Annotated in this window: 19 protein-coding genes (1 of these 19 only partly in view); 13 read left to right on the top strand and 6 right to left on the bottom strand. The window is 57.9% G+C overall.

The window, feature by feature from the left end; genetic code table 11:
* Positions 1-1,016, bottom strand: the 5' portion of a protein-coding gene (locus HZB23_01175; GenBank protein MBI5843261.1) for an HD domain-containing protein. 217 nt of this gene lie to the left of the window's left edge; only the first 1,016 of its 1,233 coding nucleotides appear in the window; the start codon lies at positions 1,014-1,016; its stop codon lies off the left edge, out of view.
* 470 nt (positions 1,017-1,486) lie between these two features.
* Here HZB23_01175 and HZB23_01170 point away from each other — a divergent pair, with 470 nt between their 5' ends.
* Together HZB23_01170 and HZB23_01165 are read left to right on the top strand one after the other, a co-directional pair.
* Positions 1,487-3,475: a potassium transporter Kup gene (locus HZB23_01170; protein ID MBI5843260.1), complete on the top strand. Its 1,989-nt coding sequence runs from the start codon at positions 1,487-1,489 to the stop codon at positions 3,473-3,475.
* A gap of 207 nt (positions 3,476-3,682) precedes the next feature.
* On the top strand, positions 3,683-4,117 hold the full coding sequence (locus HZB23_01165; protein MBI5843259.1) for a hypothetical protein: 435 nt from the start codon (positions 3,683-3,685) through the stop codon (positions 4,115-4,117).
* A gap of 128 nt (positions 4,118-4,245) precedes the next feature.
* Here the strand turns inward: HZB23_01165 and HZB23_01160 are convergent, their stop codons facing one another.
* The 5 genes from HZB23_01160 to HZB23_01140 form a co-directional block, all read right to left on the bottom strand.
* Entirely contained in the window at positions 4,246-5,358 is a 1,113-nt protein-coding gene (locus tag HZB23_01160) for a hypothetical protein (GenBank protein ID MBI5843258.1), read from the bottom strand.
* Positions 5,359-5,527: 169 nt separating this feature from the next.
* On the bottom strand, positions 5,528-7,450 hold the full coding sequence (locus HZB23_01155; GenBank protein ID MBI5843257.1) for a GNAT family N-acetyltransferase: 1,923 nt from the start codon (positions 7,448-7,450) through the stop codon (positions 5,528-5,530).
* Between the two features lie 43 nt (positions 7,451-7,493).
* Positions 7,494-8,036 (bottom strand): hypothetical protein, encoded by a 543-nt coding sequence (locus HZB23_01150; GenBank protein ID MBI5843256.1) that lies wholly within the window; start codon positions 8,034-8,036, stop codon positions 7,494-7,496.
* Between the two features lie 23 nt (positions 8,037-8,059).
* Positions 8,060-8,917: a DUF169 domain-containing protein gene (locus HZB23_01145; protein ID MBI5843255.1), complete on the bottom strand. Its 858-nt coding sequence runs from the start codon at positions 8,915-8,917 to the stop codon at positions 8,060-8,062.
* 48 nt (positions 8,918-8,965) lie between these two features.
* On the bottom strand, positions 8,966-9,382 hold the full coding sequence (locus tag HZB23_01140; protein ID MBI5843254.1) for a DUF1178 family protein: 417 nt from the start codon (positions 9,380-9,382) through the stop codon (positions 8,966-8,968).
* Positions 9,383-9,645: 263 nt separating this feature from the next.
* Between HZB23_01140 and HZB23_01135 the strand changes: the two genes are divergently transcribed.
* From HZB23_01135 to HZB23_01085, 11 genes are all read left to right on the top strand, one after another.
* Complete coding sequence (locus tag HZB23_01135) at positions 9,646-11,028, top strand: hypothetical protein (protein ID MBI5843253.1); 1,383 nt, start codon at positions 9,646-9,648, stop codon at positions 11,026-11,028.
* A 72-nt stretch (positions 11,029-11,100) separates the two neighbouring features.
* Positions 11,101-11,973 (top strand): nitroreductase family protein, encoded by an 873-nt coding sequence (locus HZB23_01130; GenBank protein ID MBI5843252.1) that lies wholly within the window; start codon positions 11,101-11,103, stop codon positions 11,971-11,973.
* A gap of 90 nt (positions 11,974-12,063) precedes the next feature.
* The gene (locus tag HZB23_01125) at positions 12,064-13,986 is read left to right on the top strand and encodes an aldehyde ferredoxin oxidoreductase family protein (GenBank protein MBI5843251.1); all 1,923 of its coding nucleotides are present in this window, start codon (positions 12,064-12,066) and stop codon (positions 13,984-13,986) included.
* A gap of 51 nt (positions 13,987-14,037) precedes the next feature.
* Positions 14,038-14,385 (top strand): hypothetical protein, encoded by a 348-nt coding sequence (locus HZB23_01120; GenBank protein MBI5843250.1) that lies wholly within the window; start codon positions 14,038-14,040, stop codon positions 14,383-14,385.
* Positions 14,386-14,528: 143 nt separating this feature from the next.
* On the top strand, positions 14,529-14,801 hold the full coding sequence (locus HZB23_01115) for a hypothetical protein (protein MBI5843249.1): 273 nt from the start codon (positions 14,529-14,531) through the stop codon (positions 14,799-14,801).
* Positions 14,802-15,135: 334 nt separating this feature from the next.
* On the top strand, positions 15,136-15,708 hold the full coding sequence (locus tag HZB23_01110) for a response regulator (GenBank protein ID MBI5843248.1): 573 nt from the start codon (positions 15,136-15,138) through the stop codon (positions 15,706-15,708).
* Positions 15,709-15,831: 123 nt separating this feature from the next.
* On the top strand, positions 15,832-16,710 hold the full coding sequence (locus HZB23_01105) for a methylenetetrahydrofolate reductase (GenBank protein ID MBI5843247.1): 879 nt from the start codon (positions 15,832-15,834) through the stop codon (positions 16,708-16,710).
* Between the two features lie 291 nt (positions 16,711-17,001).
* Positions 17,002-17,622 (top strand): 4Fe-4S dicluster domain-containing protein, encoded by a 621-nt coding sequence (locus tag HZB23_01100; GenBank protein ID MBI5843246.1) that lies wholly within the window; start codon positions 17,002-17,004, stop codon positions 17,620-17,622.
* Complete coding sequence (locus HZB23_01095; GenBank protein ID MBI5843245.1) at positions 17,619-18,503, top strand: CoB--CoM heterodisulfide reductase iron-sulfur subunit B family protein; 885 nt, start codon at positions 17,619-17,621, stop codon at positions 18,501-18,503. The genes HZB23_01100 and HZB23_01095 overlap by 4 nt, the downstream gene beginning before the upstream one ends.
* The gene (locus HZB23_01090; GenBank protein ID MBI5843244.1) at positions 18,500-21,541 is read left to right on the top strand and encodes a CoB--CoM heterodisulfide reductase iron-sulfur subunit A family protein; all 3,042 of its coding nucleotides are present in this window, start codon (positions 18,500-18,502) and stop codon (positions 21,539-21,541) included. The genes HZB23_01095 and HZB23_01090 overlap by 4 nt, the downstream gene beginning before the upstream one ends.
* On the top strand, positions 21,538-22,023 hold the full coding sequence (locus HZB23_01085) for a hydrogenase iron-sulfur subunit (protein ID MBI5843243.1): 486 nt from the start codon (positions 21,538-21,540) through the stop codon (positions 22,021-22,023). Before HZB23_01090 ends, HZB23_01085 begins: the two co-directional genes overlap by 4 nt.
* Positions 22,024-22,114 lie beyond the last annotated feature (91 nt).

The following is a 22,114-nucleotide window of genomic DNA, read 5'->3' as shown; positions in this document are numbered from 1 at the left end:
GCGATTTTTCCCCGCGCCGCCCCATTGGGCAGGGTGAAACCGGGGATGGGCAGGCCGGATTCAACGTCAACGTGGCCGGGATAGCCCTGGCCGTCCCATCTCTCGTGGTGATTGAGGGCCACAATGTGGGCGGTGTGGTCGAAGTCCGACTGCTGGTCCAGGAAGAGCCTTGCCCCCAGGACCGTGTGCTGCTTCATTATCTCGTACTCGTCCTTTTCGAAGCGGCCCGGCTTTTTGAGGATGAGGTCCGATATGGCCACTTTTCCCACGTCGTGCAGCATGGCGGCCATGCGGATGACGTCGCGGGTCTTTTCCACCTCTATCTTCGGGGTGCCGTTCTTTTCGGCCCAGTCCTCATAGATGGCAAGGGAATAGGCCCCCACCCGGTTGACGTGGGCCCCGGTCTCCTTGGGGTCGCGCATCTCGGCCATGCGTATCATGCGAAGGAGCAGGGCGCGGGTCATCTGGGCGCGTTCCAGGGCCACTGCGGCGATTCCGGCGAAATGGCCCATCATCATCTCGTCGTCGGGGGAAAAGGGCGTAACGCTGCCCTCCCCGTCGGTGGAGTTGATGATCTGCAAAACCCCCAGAAGGGTCCCCCGGCTGTTTGCAAGGGGAATGGTGAGCATGGAGCGGGTGCGGTAGCCCGATGTCTCGTCGAAGCCGCGCGAAAAGCCGTAGGGCTCGGTGGCGGCGATCATGTAGACGTCTGCGATGTTCAGGGCTTTCTGGGTGGCGGCCACGAAACCGGCTATGCTTTTTTCGTCTATGGGGATGGAGAAGGTGGAGTAGATGAGCTTCTCGCCGGGAGCCAGGCGCTTTTTCAAGGTGTCGTTCTGGGTGTAGCTGAAATTGAGGCGGCTTCCCTCGCGTATGTAGATGGAGCCTGCGTCGGCGTTCACGAACCGGCGCGCCTGGGTGAGGATCTCCTCCATGAGGATGTCCAGGTCGCGCACCTGGTTCAGTTCCACCCCCAGCGTGGCCAGGGCCTCAAGTTTTTGCCGTTCGGTGAGCATGGGGGATGGTCTTTCAAGAAGGATTGGTAATGCTACAAGATACTATCTTGGCGCTGAAAGTCAAGGTTGAACGGACCGGCACGCCGCCGCCTGAGCGCCCCTTTTACGAATTGGGGGCAAGCGTGAAATTTGCCTCTTGAATATCAACAAGCACAGGAATATTATTGCTCCCAGCCGAATCCCTTGTTTAGGGAGCGGGGGAACCGTTTTTTTGGGGCGTATGGCTCATTTGAGCCTAGGGCAACCTTCTCGGCCCGAGCCCGTCAGCTAACATCGCAGGCTTCGAGGGGAACCTTCCATTGGGGGAGGTCCTCTTAAGGATCGAACCCGTGTTGGCCCGCAAAATCGGGCTTGGTTGAAATCCTTTAAAAATCGGATTGTTACAGCAAAGGACCGGCAAGGCGCCCTCAAAGGGCCCTTTGCCCTGTTCCGTTGCGCCGGTTTTTTCGGGTTTCAAAGGGAGGTTTGCGATGGAAGGCCCCAAGGGTCCCGTTGCGCCCGGCCTCATCAACAGGCTGCGCCATGTTCCCCCCCAGTTTGTCCGCAGGCTTTTTCCCCAAAAAATCCACACGCCCGGCGAGCCGGCAGGCTCATCCCACGGCGGTTTCTGGGCCCTGTCTTTGGCTGCCCTTGGAGTCGTTTACGGCGACATCGGCACAAGCCCGCTTTACGCTGTAAGGGAGTGCTTCCACGGGCTTCACGCCATAGCCATCACACACGGCAACATCTTCGGGGTGCTCTCCCTCATCTTCTGGTCGCTCCTGGTGGTTGTCACCATAAAATACGTGGTTTTCGTTTTGCGGGTGGACAACAAGGGAGAGGGCGGCATCTTCGCGCTCATGGCCCTTTTGGCCCAGTCGAAGAATAAGCTTACCGGCAGAACCAAAAGCGTGGTGATTTTCGGGGGGATTTTCGGCGCGGCCCTCTTGTACGGCGACGGCATCATCACACCAAGCATATCGGTGCTTTCGGCTGTGGAGGGCCTCGAGGTGGCCACGCCTGCGGCGAAAAATTTCGTGGTCCCCATAACCTGCATCGTCCTTGCCGGGCTCTTTTTCATCCAGCGAAGGGGAACCGCCGGAATCGGACAGATTTTCGGGCCGGTGATGCTTGTCTGGTTTTCCGCAATCTCGCTTCTCGGCCTTGTTGAAGTGGCGAAGGAGCCGGGCATCCTGGCCGCAGTCAATCCTTACTGGGCGGTTCGCTTTTTTGCGGAAAACCACCTCCACGGCATGGTCGTCCTGGGCTCCGTGGTGTTGTGCATCACCGGAGGCGAGGCCCTTTACGCCGACCTTGGGCATTTCAACCGGGCTTCCATCAGGTTTTCATGGGTGTCCCTGGTGTGGCCCGCCCTTTTGTGCAACTATTTCGGCCAGGGCGCGCTTTTGATGACCCGCCCGGAAACGGCGGTGAACCCCTTCTACGCCCTCGCGCCCAAGGCCATCCTTTACCCGCTGGTCTTCCTCGCCACAGCCGCGACGGTGATCGCCTCCCAGGCCATGATTTCGGGGGTCTATTCCCTCACCCAGCAGGCAATCCAACTGGGCTTTCTTCCGCGCCTCCGGATAGTGCACACATCCAGCCACGTTAAGGGCCAGATTTACCTTCCCTTCGTCAACTGGGTGCTCTTTCTGGCCTGCATCCTGCTGGTTTTATCCTTCAAGAGCTCAAGCCGCCTTGCCGGGGCCTACGGCCTTGCCGTCACCGCCACGATGGGCATAACGTCAGTCCTGTATTTTTTCGTTCTCACCCGCACCCTCAAAAAGCCCGTAAGGTCAACGGCCCTTCTGGTGGGACTCTTTCTGGTGTTCGATCTCGGATACTTTGCGGCCAACCTTTTGAAAATCGTTGACGGCGGCTGGTTCACCCTGGCCGTGGGCCTTGCCGTTACTGCGGTGATGGTTTCGTGGCGGGACGGAAGAAGCGCCCTTGCCGACACCTTCGCCCGCGAGCACGTGACCGAGGAGGATTTTCTTGAAGGCGTGGCGGCCACCCGGCCCCTTCGGATTTCGGGAACCGCCGTGTTCCTCTCGGTTTCCCCAACCGGAGTGCCCTATTCCCTGCTTCACCATTACAGGTTCAACCACGTTCTGCCAGAAAAGGTGCTCTTCGTGTCCCTTACTACCGCAGACGAGCCCACCGTGCCCGACGACGAACGCCTCAAGGTGAAATCCCTGGGCCAGGGCTTCTACCGCCTGATAGCCAGGTTCGGATACATGGAAACGCCCCTGGTTCCCCTGGTGCTCCGGCTTGCCTCAAAGTTCAAACTTTCCGTTGACCCTGATACCGCCACCTATTATCTTGGCCGGGAAAGCCTCTTAACAACAGGACCTTCAAAAATGGCCAACTGGCGCAAGGGCCTTTTTGTGTTCATGGCCCGTAACGCCCAGAACCCCATGGCCTTTTTCGGCATCCCGCCCAACAGGGTGGTGGAGCTTGGGATACAACTTAAGGTATAAAGAGCAGCCTGTCTAAAAACGCGAATCGCGGTGTCAGAGCAAAGCGGGCGGGTCGTCATGTACGAAAAGTACTATTCCTCCCCGCCCGCTTCACTCTTCCTTGCGCTTCATCGTTTTTATCCAGGCTGCTTATCCTTATTTTTCAACGGGTGGGCGGTATTTGGCGGATCGGTTGAAAGGCGGGCTTAACCCGGAAAGGAGCGGGGTGTGAAAAATCGCAGCGTGCTGTTTCTGTACGGGCTTGGGGCGGTGCTTACAATGGGAATGGGGGTGCTCTATCTGGCCATGCCCACCATAATGCCCTATCACATGGACGCCATCCAAACCCCCTGGCAGGACATCCCGCCCCTGTACCAGAAGCTCTTTCTGGCGCTGTTAAAGGCGGCGGGGGCCGGATACCTCGCCGTGGGAGCCGCCTGGGCCATAATGACCGCCATCCCCATGCGCCGGGGGGAACGCTGGACCCTCTGGGCCGTGCCCCTCACGGGCTTTATCGCCCAGGCTCCCCTTTTCGCCATAACCCTTTACGTGCGCTTCTCCACCCCCGCCCACCCGCCCTGGATTTTCCCCCTTGCCGTGCTAGGGCTCATCGCAGCCGGGGTTGTGGTGACGGTGATTTCGGTGAAAAAGGGGGAAAAATAACAAGATATCCTGCCGAAGTAACTGCAAAATTTGACGTAGGTTGGGTGAACCTGAGCTACGCGCAGAACCACCTAACATAACTATTGTGACGCCGCCTCATTAGGAAAAAAATCAAGCTGTGTTGACCGTCACTCATCAGGGCCAATTTGTACAACGGTTCCAACGAATTTTGTTCTTATAAGCTCGCCATTTTTATTAGGAAGATCAAAATAAGAGGTAATGGAATATGTTTTATTGTCCAAATAGTCTGTATGATTAAAAGATTCATTAGAAAGTGCTGGAAATATTGCCGCATTAGGAAATGCTAAAGTCTTTTTTACATAAGATTGTATTGCATTTAAAGCACCAAATTTATCAATCAATTCATCTGGATTAGATTTACTTACTATTTGATCTTTTTGTGGTTCAATAGGAATTTTTGGATTCGGCTTCATATTTTTTATTCCACAATAAGATATGAATATAATTAAGATTGCTAAAAATATAAAAGTATTATAGCGTGCAAATGAATTATTTCCGAAATTTTTAATTGCTATTTTATTAAAAAATGATTTGCGATTATCTGAAAATTTAATATAAGTATTTAATAGCTCGTATGCCTTTTTATATGCTATTGTTTGTTTGCTTGCGCCTTCATATGTTCTGCCATCTGGTGCTGTATAAGTTCCAAACCATATAAGTTTTTTGCCGTCTTTATAATTTTTTATTGATTTAATAATTCTTTCATCATATGCAAGTTCAGAAGCAATTTCTCTAATAACGTTAGCATCAGGACCTGTTGCAAGAGGATGATCATCCGCGCCATTACAAATATGACGGCATATTCTATATGTAAACCAAGCAGCTAAATCTACCTCACGTCCAGGTGCGAGTAAGTCATAAAAAATTAAATTAAATAGTTGTTTTTTACCTATATAATTTGAATATTTTACGCCAAAGTAATCTGCAAAGCTTTTGTGCCTATCCGTAGCTTCTTTATCATTTGATTTTTTAAAATCTATTAAATCACTCATCTCACTTTTTGTAATATCATGTGGAAACATCAATCCTAAATCTCGTGCAAATTTTTTTTGACTCTCAGTAGCATATTCTATAGGTTCTGGAAGTTCGATAATGGATTCTACAATAGTACCATCGTTAATTGCCTTTTGGCGCACTTCATTCTCATCTTTGCCCCAATATGACTTTTTCCTATGCCTCTTTGTCTTTTCGCCATGTCCTTCAACTATAAATTCTGGCATAGATTGTCTCCCATATTCTTGATTCATTCATAAAAGCGGATGCGACCTAATACCGTCATTACCTACCACAATTTAAACGCATAATGCAATATTCCAGTCTCGCAGGTTGGGCTTCGTGCCTCAGCCCAACCTGCGGTTGCCGCCCACTGCCGACTGCCCACCGCCCCCCTCACTGCTTGCAAGCCCCGTCGCTTCCGCGCGTTCCAGCCGGTGTTTCCTCCACGGCCTTGGGCTCGGAGAACTTGCAGGACAGGTGCAGGATGTCCCGGTCAAAGGAGGTGTAGACCTTGTACGGAAGCGAGAAAAAGAGCCGTATCATCGAGCGGTTGGTGGGGGAGACGTAGGCGTAGAGTCCCGCGATTCCGCTTTCACGCGCCCGTTGGGAGATCATGCCCATCAAAATCTTCCCCATGCTCTTGCCCTGCCAGGCCTTGTCCACCGAGAACGACACTTCCGCGATGTTTTTGGCCGGGTCCGTGAAGTAGCCGCCCACCGCTATCACCTTCTCGAAGCCCAAGTCCCCGATCACCGCAACGACGGTGTAGTCCTTGTAGTAGTCCCCGCCGAAAAGCCCTTCCACCTCGTCCCTTGCGAAGGTGGCCTTGTTGTGCAGGAAACGCGCGATGATGTCCTTTCTGTCCAGGCTGTAGAGATGCTCCTGCACAAGGCGGGCGTCGGTGGATTTCACGGGCCGGAACAGAACCGGCTGTCCCGCGATGGTGATTTCCTTTTCCATGGCCGCCGGGTAGATTCTGTGCAGTATTTCCGAGGGCGTGCGCTTTTTGGGGATGAGGCCCGCTTCCTTGGCGTCTTCAAAGAGTTCGTCGCGGAAATCCGGGTGGGCTATGGAGATCATGGCCAGCGCCCGTTCGGAGAGGTTTTTCCCGAAAAGGTTCACCGCGCCGAATTCCGTAACAACGTAGTGAACGTCGCCACGGGGGACCACCACAGCGTGGTTGAGCTGGGGAAGTATGCGGCTTTTTGTGCCGTCCCGGTTGGTGGATGGAAGCATCAGGATGGCCTTGCCTTCGGGCGACATGGCCGCGCCCCGTATGAAGTCGCAGATGCCGGTGACCCCGGAATAATGGTTGAAGGGCAGGGCGTCGGCGGCCACCTGGCCCGTAAGGTCCATGGCCTCGGCAAGCTCCACGGCCACCATCTTCTTGTGCTGGGCGATCACCCCGGGGTTGTTGACGTAGTCCGAAGGGTGGAACTCCATGGAGGGGTTGTCGTGCAGAAATTCGTAGAGGTCCGTCGAACCTATTGCCGTGGCCGCAACCAGTTTTCCCTCGTTGATGCCCTTTTTGCGGTTGTTGACCACTCCCCGGGCCACGAGCTGCATTATGCCGTCCATCATGAACTGGGTGTGGATGCCGAGGTCATTTTTTCCCTCGCAGGCGAGAAATATGGCCTGGGTGGTGGAGCCAAGGCTGATGTGCACCGTGGAGCCGTCGTCCACAAGGGAGGCCACGTGACGGCCTATATCGAGCGCCTGGGTGAAATTGGGGGTTTCGCCCACGCTTATGAGGTCCTCCTCGTATTCAACGATGGCGTCCACGTCGTTAACGTGGATGAAGCTTCTTCCCAAGACGCGGGGCATTCTGGGGTTTACCTGGACGATGACCAGATCCGCCGCCTTGGCTGCGGCCATGGTGACATCCACAGAAACCCCGAGGCTCATCCATCCGAAGTCGTCGGGCGGGGTGGCCTGGATAAGGGCCACGTGAAGGGGTATGCGCTGGCTGGAAAAAAGCAGCGGCACCGCCGAAAGGTTGATGGGGGTAAAGAAGCGTTTTCCGGCGGCGAGCCTTTTGGGCATCCCTGAGCCTAAGTAGAAACTGCGGACGTTGAATTCATCGCCGGTGGGGTCCTGGCTTAAGAGGCTTAGGGGCGTGCTTTCCAGGCTCATGAGGCGCAGGATTTCGATGTCCGAAAGGCGCTTTTTCTGGGCCGCAAGCTCCTTGACCAAATGCTGGGGCTCGCCGCAGGAGCTTCCGATGAAGACCCTCTGGCCCGAACTTATGCGCTTGATCGCCGAGGCTGCGTCCATCTGCTTTGTTACGTAATCGTCCGGCCAATATCCCGTGTTCATTGTGTTTCCTTGAATGATGCGAGAAAGCGAAAGGGATTTTTGGTCATTTGTCCCTGCCCGGTTTCGCAAAAAGGCCGAAAAAGGCCCGTCCGGCCCGGCCAATGGGGCAGAACACGAAGGGGCAGCGGGAACAGGCCAGCCCCGTGAGAAGAACGAAAATCAGAAGCCAGGAGCATATCCACAGTAAAAGCCCGCCGATTCCCCGCCAGACAAAGGCGTCGGGAAGGGGGAACAGGAAAAGGAACGCGAAGGCGGCCACGTCCAGCCAAAGGCCCGCTTTCATTGACCGGCCTTCCTGCTTCCTGAAGATGAAGGGGACCGTTTTGCCCATGGGAGAGGAGCAGCTTTGCCCGTAATAAGGGCAGCGGGCGCAGATGAGATAACGCAGGGGAACCAGGAACAGGGCGAAGCCCAGAAGCCAGATGGCCAGTTTGGAGGGGCTTTGCCACAGCATGGCCACGGCAAGTACTGTCATGGGCACAAAGGCCGCGCCCGTGGCCGCGCTCACCCAGCCGGGCCAGGGGGCCTTTTTCGGGCATTCGATTCCGTCCTGGGTGCAGGATCGGCTCTTGTTTTCATCGGTCATGCTGGTTCCCCCTGTTCAGTCCATCAGGCTTCGGCAGGCCCGTCATCCTCTTTTTTCGACCAGGCCCGGCGGCTCCTGTCGATTTTCTTTTTCACGAGGCCCCAGGTGGGGCGGCCAAGAAAGGAGCCCTGGTAAGAGCCCAGCATTTTTCGGAACATGTCGAAGGGAACCGTGAAACTCAGCTCGTCGGTCTCGAAAAACTTGCGGGCCGAAGGGTCCCAGCCGCCAAGGACGGCCTTGGGGGTTCGTTGGGCCAGAAATTTCATGGGCCATGCCACAAGGCTTCCGCAGGCCGCCGACCAGGGGGAGGCCACGCAGAGCGGGTCGCCGGTGGCGAAGCCCGCAAGCTGGTGAAGGCCGCAGAGGACTTCGGGGCGCGTGAAAAAGGCGACCAGAAGGGGGTCTTCGCCGGGCTCGAAAAGGGAGAGCGGCTTTACCACGCAGTGCCGGGCCGGGGCCGGAGGCGGGTCGATATCGCTGAAAATCTTGCGCAGAACGTCCGGGGATTTCTGGTAGAACTCGCCTTCCATCGCGTCCGGAATGCCCGAAGACACGTAGTGGATTATGGTTTCGGTCTGGGGCTTTAAAAAGCCCATCCAGAAAGCGCAGCCGGGGCAACCGAAGTGCTCTGCGTCGAAGACCGCCGGGCGCTTTTTCATCCTGGCCCGCCGGATGAGGCCGATTGAGCAGGAAAAGTTGCCGAAAATTTCCCGCCAGTCCACTGCCTGCTCCCGCTCCCTCCGGGCGGTGGGAAGGGGAAGGGACGCGGGGGTGATGGCCTTATCGGGCATGGTGTCGGTGAAGAAAATGCCCACAGGCTCGTCGGTCAGGCCCAGGGTTTCCAGGAATTCGGGGAGTTTTTCCAGGATTTCGGGCTTCATGGGATTATCCTCCCTGTCAAAATTTGTCTGCCGGTGGAAAGTGGATTATCAGGCGTCCGTGTCTTTCGGCGACAAAACCGGCACCTTCAGAAATTCAACGCCCTCGTCCTTCAGCATTTTTTCCTCGGCCTGGGTGCTTGAGCCACGAATGTTGCGGGGTTCGGACACTCCGTAGTGGATTTTTAGGGCCTCGGTGGCGAAGTTTGAGCCCACGTTGTCGAAGTTCGCCTTCACCATGTCCGAGATGCGTTTCAGCATTTCCATGGGGTTGGGGAGAGTCGGCGGGCCTTCGGAGCGGGCCGCGCCCTTTATGCCGAAAGTGGAGGGAATGCGCGTCACGAGGGCGTTTCCGCAGACCGGGCACGAAACGAGGCCCTCCGAAAGCTCGCGGTCGCATCCGGCCACGTCCGCGAACCAGCCCTCGAAGCGATGTCCGTCTTCACAGGCAAGATCGAAAACGATCATCAGGCTCTCCCGTTATCCGCCCCGGCTGGCCAAAACTCTTGCCGGGTGCAACGTTTATATGTTTTGCGGTCTCTCTTTTATTGCACGGGCCGCCCGCGAAAGCAAGAAAAGACAAAATCCCGGACGGGCCGCTCCGATTTCAGCCGCACCGCGAAAAATTCTTTACAATCCCCACGGCTTGTCATAGGAATCGAGACTCCAAAGACTTGTTTTCATGTACCGGTTTTTCAGAATACCGCTTAAACAGGAAAGGCTTGGAATAAATGGGCAAGAAGAATCTTATCAAATCCACTGAAAAGAAGACCGCCGCCACTCCCGCTAAGGCCAAGAGTCCCAAGGCTGAGAAAAAACCTGCGAAAGAAGCCTCCGGCGCGGAAGCATCCGCCAAGGCGGCGGCTAAGACCAAGGCAGCAGAAGAAGCAGCCGCCAAGGCCAAGGCCGAAGAGGAAGCCCGCAAGGCCGCTGAAGTTGCGGCAGCCAAGGCGAAGGCTGAGGAAGAGGCCCGCGCTGCGGCGAAGGCCAAGGCCGAGGAAGAGGCCCGCAAGGCCGCAGAGGAAGCAGCCGCGAAAGCCAAGGCCGAAGAGGAAGCCAGGAAGGCCGCCGAAGAAGCTGCGGCGAAGGCCAAGGCCGAAGAGGAAGCCCGCAAGGCAGCAGAGGAAGCGGCAGCCAAGGCCAAGGCCGAAGAGGAAGCCCGCAAGGCAGCAGAGGAAGCGGCAGCCAAGGCCAAGGCCGAGGAAGAGGCCCGCAAGGCCGCCGAAGAAGCTGCGGCGAAGGCCAAGGCCGAGGAAGAGGCCCGCAAGGCCGCAGAGGAAGCGGCAGCCAAGGCCAAGGCCGAGGAAGAGGCCCGCAAGGCCGCAGAGGAGGAATCAGAGCGTCAGGCTGCACTTGCCGCACAGGCCCAGGCCGCAAGCGCCTCCGAGCCCGGTCTTCTTGCCCTTGTTTTCGGTTTCATCGACGGGGCCTTCGGCCTTATGGAAAAGACGTTTTCCGCAGTGCTTGGCGGTGCGGGCGGGAAAGTGGCCGAAAAAACGGCTGAGGTCGCAACAGTCGTCAAAGTCAAGGCCGCAGACGAAAAGCGCAACCCCTGGATGGTCATTTTTACGGGGGCGATGGGCTTATTGGTTCTGCTGCTTCTGCTCACTTCCTGGGGCAACATCGGCCATTTTTACATGACCGATACGCCTGACGGCCTCCTGATCGAAAGGGGCCGCTTCGCGCCTTCGGGCAGGAGCCTTGTGGAGGTTCTGCCGGGCCAGGCCAGGCCGTCGGACGACAGGGAATATGTTTCCCGGAACGAGGCATACGAAGTCATCCGCAACTATCACGTGAAAAGGGCCGAAAAGGCCCTTGGCAGAAAGGGCGGCCCGGATTACGCCTCGGCCAGGAAGAGCCTCAAAAGCGCCCTTTGCTACACGGCCGGTTTTTCGGGAACGGGCGATCTCCAGGAAAAGCTCGACGGCGTGATGTTCGATGAGCTAATGCATAAGGCCTCCACGGGCATGGGCAACAGCGCCCTGAAAAGCCTCAGGGAAGCCAGGAAGCTCTTAGAGGAGGCCCGGACGCTCGCATCCACCCCGGCCCGGAAGCAGGCCCTGGAAGCCAAAATCCAAAGCGTCGATCAGGCCATCGCGGCCCTGGAAAAATAAAACGGAGAGCGGTAACAGGGCACCCCGGCCCGGCGGAGGCTCGCATTGTCTGCAAAAGAACATTCAAGCCCTATGATTGAGTATCTTTACGATAAGTGCAATTCCTGCCTCCTGTGCGTGGAAGACTGCGTGGCCGGGTGCCTGAGGGAGCTTGACGGAAAGCCCGCAGTGGTGGAAGAGGCCATGTGCAACCGCTGCTCCCATTGCGTGGCTGTCTGCCCGCGAGGGGCCATTATTCACCGGGGGCTCGACGCCGAGCAGGTGCGCAGGGTGAACCGCAAAAAGCTAGCGCCCGACGTGTACGCCGAGATAGTGCGCTCCCGAAGGAGCGTGCGCAGGTACGACGAAGAGCCCGTGGACCGGGCGGTTATCGAGGAAATCCTGGACCTTGCCCGGTACTCGCCCACCTCGTCCAACGATCAGCACCTGGAATACATTGTGGTGACGGACCGGGCGCTTCTGAAAAAGGTCTCGGACAACCTTTTCGGCATGGGAAAGGCCGTTTACCGGGCTTCCCAAAACGGCCCGGGCAGGGCGGTCTACTCTGCGGTAAAAATGGCCGGGCCGCTCAAAGTCATCTCCCGCTACCTGGATGCCATGGGCTACTACGTGGCGGTGGCCGACGCAACGGGCCGGGATTACATCCTGCATAACGCTCCCGTGCTCATAATGGTGCTGGCCCCCAAAAGCGCGCCCTTCGGCTGCGACAACGCCAACATCGCCGCCGCCAACATAACCAACCACGCCCACGCCCTTGGGCTTGGAACCTGCTACATCGGCTTTCTGACCCTGGCCCTCAAATACAATCCCTTACTGAGAAAGATTCTGGGGATTCCAAGGGGGAAAAAGGTTTTCGCAAGCCTTGTGATGGGGCATCCCAAGTATCGCCACGGGGCGACAACCAGCAGGAAGCCCGCAGTGATCACCTGGAAAGACGCCACATGACCGGACTGGCGTCATAGCCATGTATTTATCTTCTTGAAAAAGCGGGAAAGGGAAGCCTTGACCGCTTTTTTTGTGCGAAAGGAAGAGCCTGTGTCCAGCCAATTTTCCGCCTATATGGGGCGTATCCTCGACGTTGATCTTTCAACCGGCCTTATCGGCGAATACCCGGTGAGCGACCGGGACCGCGAGCAGTTCCTTGGGGGGCGCTTCCTGGCCGCGCGAATCCTTTGGGACGCCTTGAAGCCCGGAATCGACGCCCTTTCCCCCGAAAACGTGCTGGTGGTGACCACATCTCCCCTGACCGGAAGCGGCGCCCCCTCGTCCTCCCGCTACAACATTTCGGCCAAGAGCCCCCAGACAGGCTCCATCGGCCATTCAAACTCAGGCGGCAGTTTCGGCATCCACTTGAAGCGCGCGGGTTACGACGGCGTGGTGGTGCGCGGAAGGGCCAAAAAACCGGTCTATCTGGACATCACCGAAAACGGCGTGGCCATAAAGGACGCCTCCAAAATCTGGGGCAAAGACACCCAGGCGGCCCAGGAAGCCATTATGGAGGAAAGTGGCAGGGGTGGGACCATGGCTATAGGCATCGCGGGCGAAAACCTCGTGCCCTTCGCCACGGTGGTCTCCCAGGAGCGCAGCCACGGGCGCACGGGCATGGGCGCGGTGATGGGCTCCAAGAACCTGAAGGGCATGGCGGCGCACGGCAAGCTGAAGGTGAGCATCGCCGAGCCGGAAAAGTTTTCCGCCGTGGTGAAGGACTGGATGAGCCTCATCAAGGGCCACCCCGCCACCGGCGACCTGGTTCCGAAGTACGGAACCGCCTATTTCGTGAACGTGCTTTCCAAAAAAAACGCACTGCCCACCTATAACTTCCGCCAGGGCAGTTTCGAGGGCGCGGAAAAAATTTCCGGCGAGCGCCTGGCCGACGAGTTCATGACAAAAAATTTCGGCTGCGTCACCTGCCCCATACGCTGCGGCAGGCAGGTGGAGATCGACGGAAAACCCGTGAAAGGCCCGGAGTTCGAGATTCTCTGCCTCATGGGATCGAATCTCGGCGTATCCGACCTTCCGGCCATAATAAAATGGAACCGGGACTTAGACCTTCTGGGCATGGATTCCATTTCAACCGGAAACGTCTTAGGCTTTGCCTGCGAGCTGAACGAAAAAGGCATGTGGGACAACGGGCTTAAATTCGGCGACGTGGAAGCCTTTGACAAAATGCTTCCCCTCATGGCGAAAAGGGAGGGGGTCGGCGCGGACTTGAGCTTAGGAACGCGGGAGCTTTCCAGAAAATACGGCGGGGCAGATTTCGCGGCCCAGGTGAAGGGCCTGGAAATACCCGCCTACGAGCCAAGGGCGGCGGCGGGCCACGCCCTTGGCTACGCCGTTTCCGGGCGCGGGGCCTGCCATCTGGACGGCGGATACATGATCTATTTCGAGATTTCGGGGCCGCTTACCCTGGACCCGCTCCATTTCAGGTCCAAGCCCGGCTGGGTGGTTCTGGACCAGAACCTGCTGGCGGCCATTGGCGCGGGCGGCAACTGCCTTTTCACCTCCTGGACCGCGCTTCCGGCCCCGGTCTTCAAGCTGCCGCCCCACAAGAGGCTTTCAAAGGCCGTGGCCCACGCAATGACGGCGGTCTGGCCGGCCATCGACTATACTCTCTCACTTCCGCCCTTCATGATGCCCATCGACCTTCCCATGTTGCCCCATACCAAGGCCTTAAGGCTCGCCACGGGAATGAAGATGAACCTTGGACGCTTCCTTGAGGTGGGCAACCGGGGCCACACACTGGAGCGCATGTTGAACCTCAGGGAAGGGGTGGGCATGGAGGCCGACACCCTCCCCAAGCGCTTCCTCACCGAAGAACTGGTCCCCGGCGACAAAAAGACCGTGGTGCAGCTTCCCAAGATGAGGGCCAAATATTACAAATTGAGGGGATGGGACGAAAACGGAATCCCCACCCAAAAGACCCTCAAAAAGCTGGGCCTGGAATTTGCCATGAAATAGAATGCCTGGCTTTTCTTGACAAGCGGGGCGGGCTATGGCTAAGGTTTTCCCATGACCACCATAAACGACATCGTTCTGGTTCACTTCGACAAGACCCCCCTCTTCTACGCCCGGATCGAGGACATAAACCCGGACGCGAAGCCCGGCTGGTACCAGGTGCGCATCCAGGCCCTCACCAACCCGCCCCAGGACATAACCTGGATACTGCGCGAGGAATACATAGAGGGCGCGGAATTCACCATGGGCGGGAAATCCATGCATCTGGAAAAGCTCCCGCCCCTGGCGGAAAAGGAAGCCCCGGATGGGGACAATTCCCCCAAGGCGATGAAAAAACCGGCCCGGTCCGGAAAAAAGCCCGCCAGCGGCAAGGTGGTTTCCCTTTTCGACAGGCCAAAGTAATTTCGGGCTTGCATCAGAAGCGTTTAAATGGTATCGGGCGGGTTTGAAAAGGACTTGGTTTTTTCGGTTCGTGTTACAAACGATAAATACATCCGTATCGATAGGGACACACCAACATCAATTTACAAGGAGGATCCGTTTCCATGAAAACCTTGATCGGCGGCGCGGCAGCGGCGGTATTGGGTCTTATCGGCCTTTCCCACTGGTGGGACCAGTTCATGACCATCATCGCGGGCGCACTTCCCGTCACCCTTCTTCTTGGCGGCGCCTTGGCCATCTATCTTGGCTTTGACGAACTCAAAGACAACTGGCAGAAGGAAGAATCCCTGGACATGGGCGGCCCTGCCGACGACGTGGACCGCTACAAGAAGGAACTCGATGACCTGAAAAAGGAAATCGACTCCCTCAAGAAGTAATTTTTCCAATTTTCCGATTTTGAAAGCCCCCGGCGAATCGTCGCCGGGGGCTTTTTTTGTCCGGTCGTTCCGGCTCCCGCCCGGCGTGATTTTCCGTTTTTATGGTTATTATCAAATTCTTTAGTCAATTGCCCAAGAGGGCGCGTTTCTCGGTCACCAGCCTCATAAGTATCTTAATATTCTGTAAGTATTGCTATAATGTGCAATTTGGTTTAGTCCGGCCCTCTGTCAGGTTGTGCCGGGAGGGGCTGTATCAGAAAACTATTTTTCTTGACAAAACGGAAAATTCTATAATAAACTAAAATCAACCTGGGACACCAACGGGAGGTCCGTCATGGAAGACATCTTTACGGTTTTCACGGCAAGCCAGCACTGCAACGTCTCCACTAAAACCATCATCAACTGGATAGAGTCCGGCCACATCGAGGCGTACAAGACCGTGGGCGGCCACAGGCGCATCAAAAAGGACGTCCTGGAAGCCTTCATGCGCAAACAGGGCATCCCCATACCGGAAAACGCGCCCGGAAACGGAAGAAAGCGGATACTGGTCGTGGACGACGATCCCATCATCGTGGAGACCATCGTCCAGTCCCTTGAGGAGGACGAGCACGACTACGAGGTCATCTCCGCCGCCGACGGCTTCGAGGCGGGCCTCCAGGTCAGCCACTTCAAGCCCCACATCCTGATTCTGGACATCATGATGCCCGACATAAAGGGCTTCGAGGTGTGCAAAAAGATCAAGTCCTCGCCTGACACGGCGGGCACGAAAATCATCGTGCTCTCGGCCTATCTGGACGAGGAGAAGTTCGCCAAAATGAAGGAGTACGGCGCTGACATCTGCTTTTCCAAGCCCCTGCCCCTTGGCCAGCTGAAGGCCGAGGTGGCAAGGCTTCTGGGCGTGGAATAGCCGCGTAGCCGCCATTTCATTCTGGGGTGAGGGTCTTGATTTTGGCACCCGGTTTGCGCCCGCCCGCAAGGGGTGCGCCTTCAAAAAAATTTAAGCAGCGAACCCGCGCTTTAAGGAGCCGACATGAAGCTCAAAGACGCCCTTCAAAGAAAAAAATTCGTGGTGACATCCGAGGTTCAGGCCCCCCTGGACCAGGAAAGCCCTGATGAACTCGTGAAAAATCTCGCGTCGGTCAAAGGCCGGGTGGACGGCGTTTCGGTTTCCGATGTCGACCTGGAAGGCATCGTGGGCGATTCCATCAAAACCTGCGAAGTCCTCATGGAAAACAGCTTCGACGCCATCTACCAGACCACCACCAGGGACAAGAACCGCATAGAGCTTCAGAAGGACCTTCTCACGGCCCACGACGCCGGGATCGAAAACCTCCTGGTCTTCACCGAAGATTACAGGATCACCGGCGACAGCCTCCAGGAAATGATGTTTTTCCACGTGGACGCCGGAAAGATCGAGTCGGTGCTTACGAACATCCGCGAAGGCCGCACCGTGGAGGGCAAGGACATTCCGGGCCCCGTGGAATTCGTGCTGGGAAGTGGCGTTGAATCCGCCTGGGGCAAGAACGTGCCCGACCTGGAAATGAAGGAAATGGAGCAGATGACAAAAATCGGCTCCGGGTATTTCCTCACCACCCCGGTTTTCGACCTGGAGGTTTTCCAGAAGTTCATGAGCCGGGTGGAAACCTTCGGGCTTCCGGTTATCGCCGAGGTCATGATACTGCGCACCGCCGGAATGGCGAAATTCCTGAACCGCCACCTCAAAAGCGGCATGGTGCCGGACTGGCTCATAAAGAAGCTCTCCGCAGCCCCGGACAAGGAGAGGGCGTCCATGGAGATTTTCGCGGATCTCGTAAAGGGCATCAAAGACCTTTGCCAGGGCGTTCACGTGATTTCCATCGGCGGCGAGGACAGGCTGGCCAAATATCTGGACGCCGCTAAATTGAAATAAGCGCCTGCCTGAAAACGCGAATCGCTGTGTCAGGCGTCAAAGCCAATTCCGCCACGTACCTTCAGTACGCTTGCTCATTGGCTTTTAGCCTTCCTTGCGCTTCATCGTTTTCAGACAGGCTTGATGCCCGGTATTTTCAAGGCGCCAAAAATCAGCGACTCTTCAGCAAGGTGGCGCAAGCCCCAGCGAGAGCGGCCCGCATATTTTCCTTGGGCAATCGGTTCCTGATACATTATAATGCATCAACTCCACGCATAAGCGTCCCTCCCCCAAGACGGAGGATAGCCCGCCATGACCTTCGAGGCCGTTGATTTTAACCCGGGTGAGGCCCGGACTTTCGCCGACGAGGTGGCCACGGCCTCCGGCCAGAACCTTTCGGCCTGTTACCAGTGCAGGAAATGCGCGGCGGGCTGCCCGGTGGCCGAGGCCACGGGCTTTTTCACTCCGGACAGGCTCATCCGCACGGTTGTAATGGGGGATGAAAAGGCCGCCCAGGAAAGCCCCTTAACCTGGAAATGCGTTTCCTGCTACACCTGCGGAACCCGCTGCCCCAACGGAATCCAGACCGGCAAGATCACCGAGGCCCTCAAAAGGATTTCAAAGAAAAACCGCGTTTATCCGCAGGTTCCCAAGATCGCCTCTTTCCACGCCGCATTTGTCTCCGCCTTCAAAAGGCGGGGCAGGATCAACGAGACCGAGTTCATGGCGGGCTACGAGATGCGCCACATGACAAGGCTTCTGATGGACTTCAATTTCCCGGCCATCATCGGCGAATCCTTCTCCCAGGCCAGGCTGGGGCTTTCCATGCTGAAACAGAAAAGGCTCCACATAGGCCTTACCCGGGTGAAGGATGTAAAAGAGGTCAGGGGGCTTTTTTCCGGAGCCGACGAATCCGAAAATTACAAGGAATGAGACCGGTCATGGAATGGGGCTATTATCCGGGATGCACACTGACCCAGTCGGCCTCGGCATACGACCGACAGGTGAGGGCTCTCATGGAGAGGATCGGGCGGCCAGTGGCCGAAATCGCGGACTGGAACTGCTGCGGGGCCACCAGCGCGTCCAAGCACGACGCCTTCCTGGCAACGGCCCTTCCGGCCCGGAACCTTGGCCTTGCCGAGAGCCAGGGCTTCTCCCGCATACTGGTTCCGTGCTCCGGCTGCTATTCACGCGAAAAGGCGGCCCAATACCGCATGTTTTCCGAGCCTGACGTGGCGGAAGCTGTCAACTCGAAGCTCTCGCACAAGGTTACGAAAAAAATCACCGTCGTTTCAATCCTGGAAGCCCTTGACGAGGCCCTTTCGGACGGCTCCCTGAATGCTGCGGCCACGAAAAAGCTCACCGGCATGAAGGCCGCCCCCTACTACGGCTGCCTCACCCGGCTCGCCGACAAGGCCCCCTTTTTCGACGACAACGAAAACCCCCAGGTCATGGAGCGCATCCTTTCCGCAATGGGGATCGAATCCGTGGATTTTTCCGCAAAAACGCGCTGTTGCGGAGCTTCGGCGGCGGTCAACGACCGGGACACCGCCATTTCGCTCATGTCCATCATCATGGCCCAGGCCGTGGAGCGCGGCGCGAACGCCATCGTGGTAAGCTGCCCCATGTGCCATCTCAACATGGACGCCTGCCAGGACGAGGTCGGCCTTTTGTCCGGCATACAAAGGAGGCTTCCGGTCTACTACATCACCGAGCTTCTGGGCCTTTCAGCCGGGCTCGACCCGGAAATTCTGGGACTGACGGAACACTTCGTAAGCGGCCTGCCCCTTTTATCCGAACTGGGACTGCCATGACAAAAAAAGCATCCATAAGTGGGGCCGTGGCTGTGGCGGGCGGCGGCATTGGGGCCATGCAGGCGGCCCTGGACCTTGCCGAGGCCGGGTTTCTGGTGCACATGATAGAGCCTGCGTCATCCATCGGCGGCACCATGGTGATGCTGGACAAGACCTTCCCCACCGGGGACTGCTCCATGTGCATGATCTCCCCCAAGATGGTGGAGGTTGGCCGCCACGAAAACATAAAGGTGCACACCCTCTCGTCCGTGGCCGCCCTTTCTGGGGAGCCCGGCGATTTCACCCTTTCCGTGATCGAAAAGCCCCGCTATGTCAACCCGGATCGCTGCACCGGCTGCGGGGTATGTGAGAGCAAGTGCCCGAAAATAGTGGCAAACTCCTTTGACCAGGGACTCGGCAAGCGCCGGGCCATCCACGTGCTCTTTCCCCAGGCGGTGCCCAACACCCGCGTGATCGATCCCGGCCAATGCCTCTATCTCACAAGGAAGCGCTGCCGGGCCTGCGAAAAGGTCTGCACCGCAGGGGCTATAGATTTCGACCAGACGGAGAAGCGCTTCGATCTCAGGGTGGGCGCGGTGATCCTGTCTCCGGGCCTTTCCCGCTACGACGCCAAGTTCCGCCAGGAACTTGGCTACGGGCGCTGGCCCAACGTGGTGACGAGCCTTCAGTTCGAGCGCATTCTGTCTGCCTCCGGCCCCTTTGCGGGCAAGGTCACAAGGCCAAGCGACCACAGGCACCCGCAGAAAATCGCCTGGATCCAGTGCGTGGGCTCCCGCGACCCCCACCGGGCCAACCCCTGGTGCAGCTCGGTCTGCTGCATGTACGCCACCAAGCAGGCGGTGATAGCCAAGGAGCACGACTCCTCCATCGAGCCCTCGGTTTTCTACATGGACATGCGCAGCTTCGGAAAGGACTTCGACCGCTACGTGGACCGCGCCAAAAACGAGTACGGCGTGCGCTACGTAAGGGCCATGGTCTCGGAAATCCGCGAGGACCCAGGAACGGGGAACCTCATCCTCCGCCACGCGCTCGAAAACGGCAAAATGACCGAGGAGGCCTTTCATCTTGCGGTGCTTTCGGTGGGGTTCCAGCCCCACGCCGAGGCGGCCAAATTCGCCGAAACCTTCGGGATAGAGTCCACGCCCTACGGCTTTCCGGCAACCGACCCGTTCTCGCCCACCGCCACAACGCGCCGGGGGGTGCTCGCAACGGGAATCTACCAGGGCCCCAAGGACATCCCGGAAACCGTGGTCCAGGCAAGCGCGGTTGCTGGCGAGGTGATGAGCCTTCTGTCGGAAGCGCGCGGAACCGAGGTAACCGAAAAGGCCGTTCCGCCGGAAATTCCGGTCGCGGGCGACCCGGCCAAAATCGGCGTTTTCGTATGCCACTGCGGAATAAACATCTCCCAGACCGTTGACGTCAAAAGCGTGGCCCAGGCTGCGGCGGGCCTTCCGGGCGTGGCCCTTGCCGAGGACGTCATCTACGCCTGCGCCCAGGACACCCAGGAGCACATAAAGGAAATGGTGCGGGAAAAGGGCCTTAACCGCGTGGTTGTGGCCTCCTGCACGCCCCGCACCCACGAGCCCCTTTTCATGGATACCATTCGTGACGCGGGCTTGAACAAGTACCTCTTCGAGCTGGCCGACATAAGGGAGCAATGCTCGTGGTGCCACATGGGGCAGAAGGAGGAGGCCACCAAAAAGGCCCTGGCGCTTGTAAAAGCCCACGTGGCCAAGGCCCGGAACCTCTTTCCCGTGCAAAGCGGAAGCGTTTCCGTGACTCCTGCGGCCCTGGTCATCGGCGGCGGCGTGGCGGGCATGACTGCGGCCCTGTCCCTTGGCGGCCAGGGTTTCGACGTTCATCTCGTGGAGCGCGAAAAGGAGCTTGGCGGGCTTGCGCGGAACCTTCGGCGCACCGGCGAGGGCAGGGAGGTCGGCGCGTGGCTTTCCGGGCTTGTATCAAAGGCGGAATCCCACCCCAAAATCACCGTCCACAAATCCGCCCAAATTGCAAAAACCGACGGCGCGGTGGGGGGCTTCACCACGATCCTCGACAACGGCGAAACCTTCACCCACGGGGCCATCATAATCGCGGTGGGCGGCCAGGAGTACAAGCCCGCCGAATACGGATACGGCGAGCGGGACAGCGTCATCACCCAGAGGACCCTGGAACAGCGCATCGAAGCGGGCGAAATCCCCAAGGGTGCGAGTTTCGTGATGATCCAGTGCGTGGGAAGCCGGGAGGAGCCCTCCAACTACTGTTCGAGGGTCTGCTGCCAGGACGCCGTCAAAAACGCCGTGGCCATCAAGGAGAAAGACCCCACAGCCTCGGTGGCCATTTTATACCGGGACGTGCGCACCTACGGGCTTCGTGAGGAAAACTACAAAAAGGCCCGCGACCTGGGGGTGCTCTTTTTCCGCTTCGATCCCGAAAAAAAACCGGAGGCGGCCTTTACCGACAAGGGCGTCACCGTAAGCCTTCACGATTTCATCTTGAACCGCCCCGTTCGCCTTTCTGCGGATTTCCTGGTGCTTTCCGCCGGGCTTCGCCCCAATCCCGAATCCGAAACCATAGGAAAGCTCTACAAGCTCACCCGCAATTCCGACGGGTTTTTCCTGGAAGCCCACGTGAAACTGCGGCCCGTGGATTTTCCCAGCGAGGGAATCTACCTTGCGGGCCTTGCCCACGCGCCCAAGAACCTGGACGAAACCATTTCCCAGGCCCAGGCGGCGGCGGGCAGGGCAGGGGCGCTCCTGGCCCACGAGAGGCTTGCGGTTTCCGGCATCATCTCAAAGCACAACCGCGACATCTGCATGTCCTGCCTGGCCTGCGTGCGGGCCTGCCCCTACGGCTCGCCCTTCATAGACTCCGACGGCAAGGTCTCCCACAACGAGGTGAAATGCATGGGCTGCGGCATCTGCGCGGGAGTCTGCCCGGCCAAGGCCTGGCAGGTCAACAAGTTCACCGACACCCAGGTGATGGCCATGATCGATTCGCTCACGGACGGCCTTCATCCGGCCCAAAAGGAGGCCCAATGACACAGGCAGCAGCGCTCGAAGCCGCGCCGACGGAAGCTCCGTCAAAGGCCCCGTCCGGCTGGGAGCCCAACATCATAGCCTTTGCCTGCCACTACTGCGCCTTTGCGGCGGCGGACCTCGCGGGCGTCATGCGGCTCCAGTACACCCCCAACGTCAAGGTCATCCGCCTTCCGTGCACCGGAAAACTCGACCACGCCCACGTCCTCAACGCCTTCGAGCGAGGCGTTGACGGCGTTTTCGTGGCCGGGTGACTGCCCGGCCAATGCCATTTCCTGGAAGGAAATGCAAACGCCAAAAAACGGGTGACGAACCTGAAAAGCCTCATCCAACAGGTGGGAATAGAACCGGAGCGCCTGGAGATGTTCAACCTCTCCGCCGCAATGGGTCCGCGCTGGGCCGAAATCTGCATGGAGTTTTCCGAGCGCGTGAAAAACCTCGGCCCCTCGCCCATCGCGGAGGCGCTCAGGCGTAAGGCCGGATGAGAGGGTTTCCTGGGAGCGCGGGCGTCCCGCCCGCATTGATGGCAAAAGCGGGCGGGACGCCCGCGCTCCCAGGAAAAGCACATCCCTCGGT

The sequence above is a fragment of the Deltaproteobacteria bacterium genome (assembly GCA_016235345.1).
Classification (GTDB): Bacteria; Desulfobacterota; Desulfobacteria; order Desulfobacterales; family Desulfatibacillaceae; genus JACRLG01.
This window is presented reverse-complemented; position numbering and strand designations above follow the sequence as displayed.

Coding starts and splice junctions, on each gene's coding strand:
- HZB23_01170 (MBI5843260.1), top strand. CDS start 1,487: ATGGAAGGCCCCAAGGGTCCCGTTGCGCCCGGCCTCATCAACAGGCTG.
- HZB23_01160 (MBI5843258.1), bottom strand. CDS start 5,358: ATGCCAGAATTTATAGTTGAAGGACATGGCGAAAAGACAAAGAGGCAT.
- HZB23_01155 (MBI5843257.1), bottom strand. CDS start 7,450: ATGAACACGGGATATTGGCCGGACGATTACGTAACAAAGCAGATGGAC.
- HZB23_01150 (MBI5843256.1), bottom strand. CDS start 8,036: ATGACCGATGAAAACAAGAGCCGATCCTGCACCCAGGACGGAATCGAA.
- HZB23_01145 (MBI5843255.1), bottom strand. CDS start 8,917: ATGAAGCCCGAAATCCTGGAAAAACTCCCCGAATTCCTGGAAACCCTG.
- HZB23_01140 (MBI5843254.1), bottom strand. CDS start 9,382: ATGATCGTTTTCGATCTTGCCTGTGAAGACGGACATCGCTTCGAGGGC.
- HZB23_01135 (MBI5843253.1), top strand. CDS start 9,646: ATGGGCAAGAAGAATCTTATCAAATCCACTGAAAAGAAGACCGCCGCC.
- HZB23_01130 (MBI5843252.1), top strand. CDS start 11,101: ATGATTGAGTATCTTTACGATAAGTGCAATTCCTGCCTCCTGTGCGTG.
- HZB23_01120 (MBI5843250.1), top strand. CDS start 14,038: ATGACCACCATAAACGACATCGTTCTGGTTCACTTCGACAAGACCCCC.
- HZB23_01115 (MBI5843249.1), top strand. CDS start 14,529: ATGAAAACCTTGATCGGCGGCGCGGCAGCGGCGGTATTGGGTCTTATC.
- HZB23_01110 (MBI5843248.1), top strand. CDS start 15,136: ATGGAAGACATCTTTACGGTTTTCACGGCAAGCCAGCACTGCAACGTC.
- HZB23_01105 (MBI5843247.1), top strand. CDS start 15,832: ATGAAGCTCAAAGACGCCCTTCAAAGAAAAAAATTCGTGGTGACATCC.
- HZB23_01100 (MBI5843246.1), top strand. CDS start 17,002: ATGACCTTCGAGGCCGTTGATTTTAACCCGGGTGAGGCCCGGACTTTC.
- HZB23_01095 (MBI5843245.1), top strand. CDS start 17,619: ATGAGACCGGTCATGGAATGGGGCTATTATCCGGGATGCACACTGACC.
- HZB23_01090 (MBI5843244.1), top strand. CDS start 18,500: ATGACAAAAAAAGCATCCATAAGTGGGGCCGTGGCTGTGGCGGGCGGC.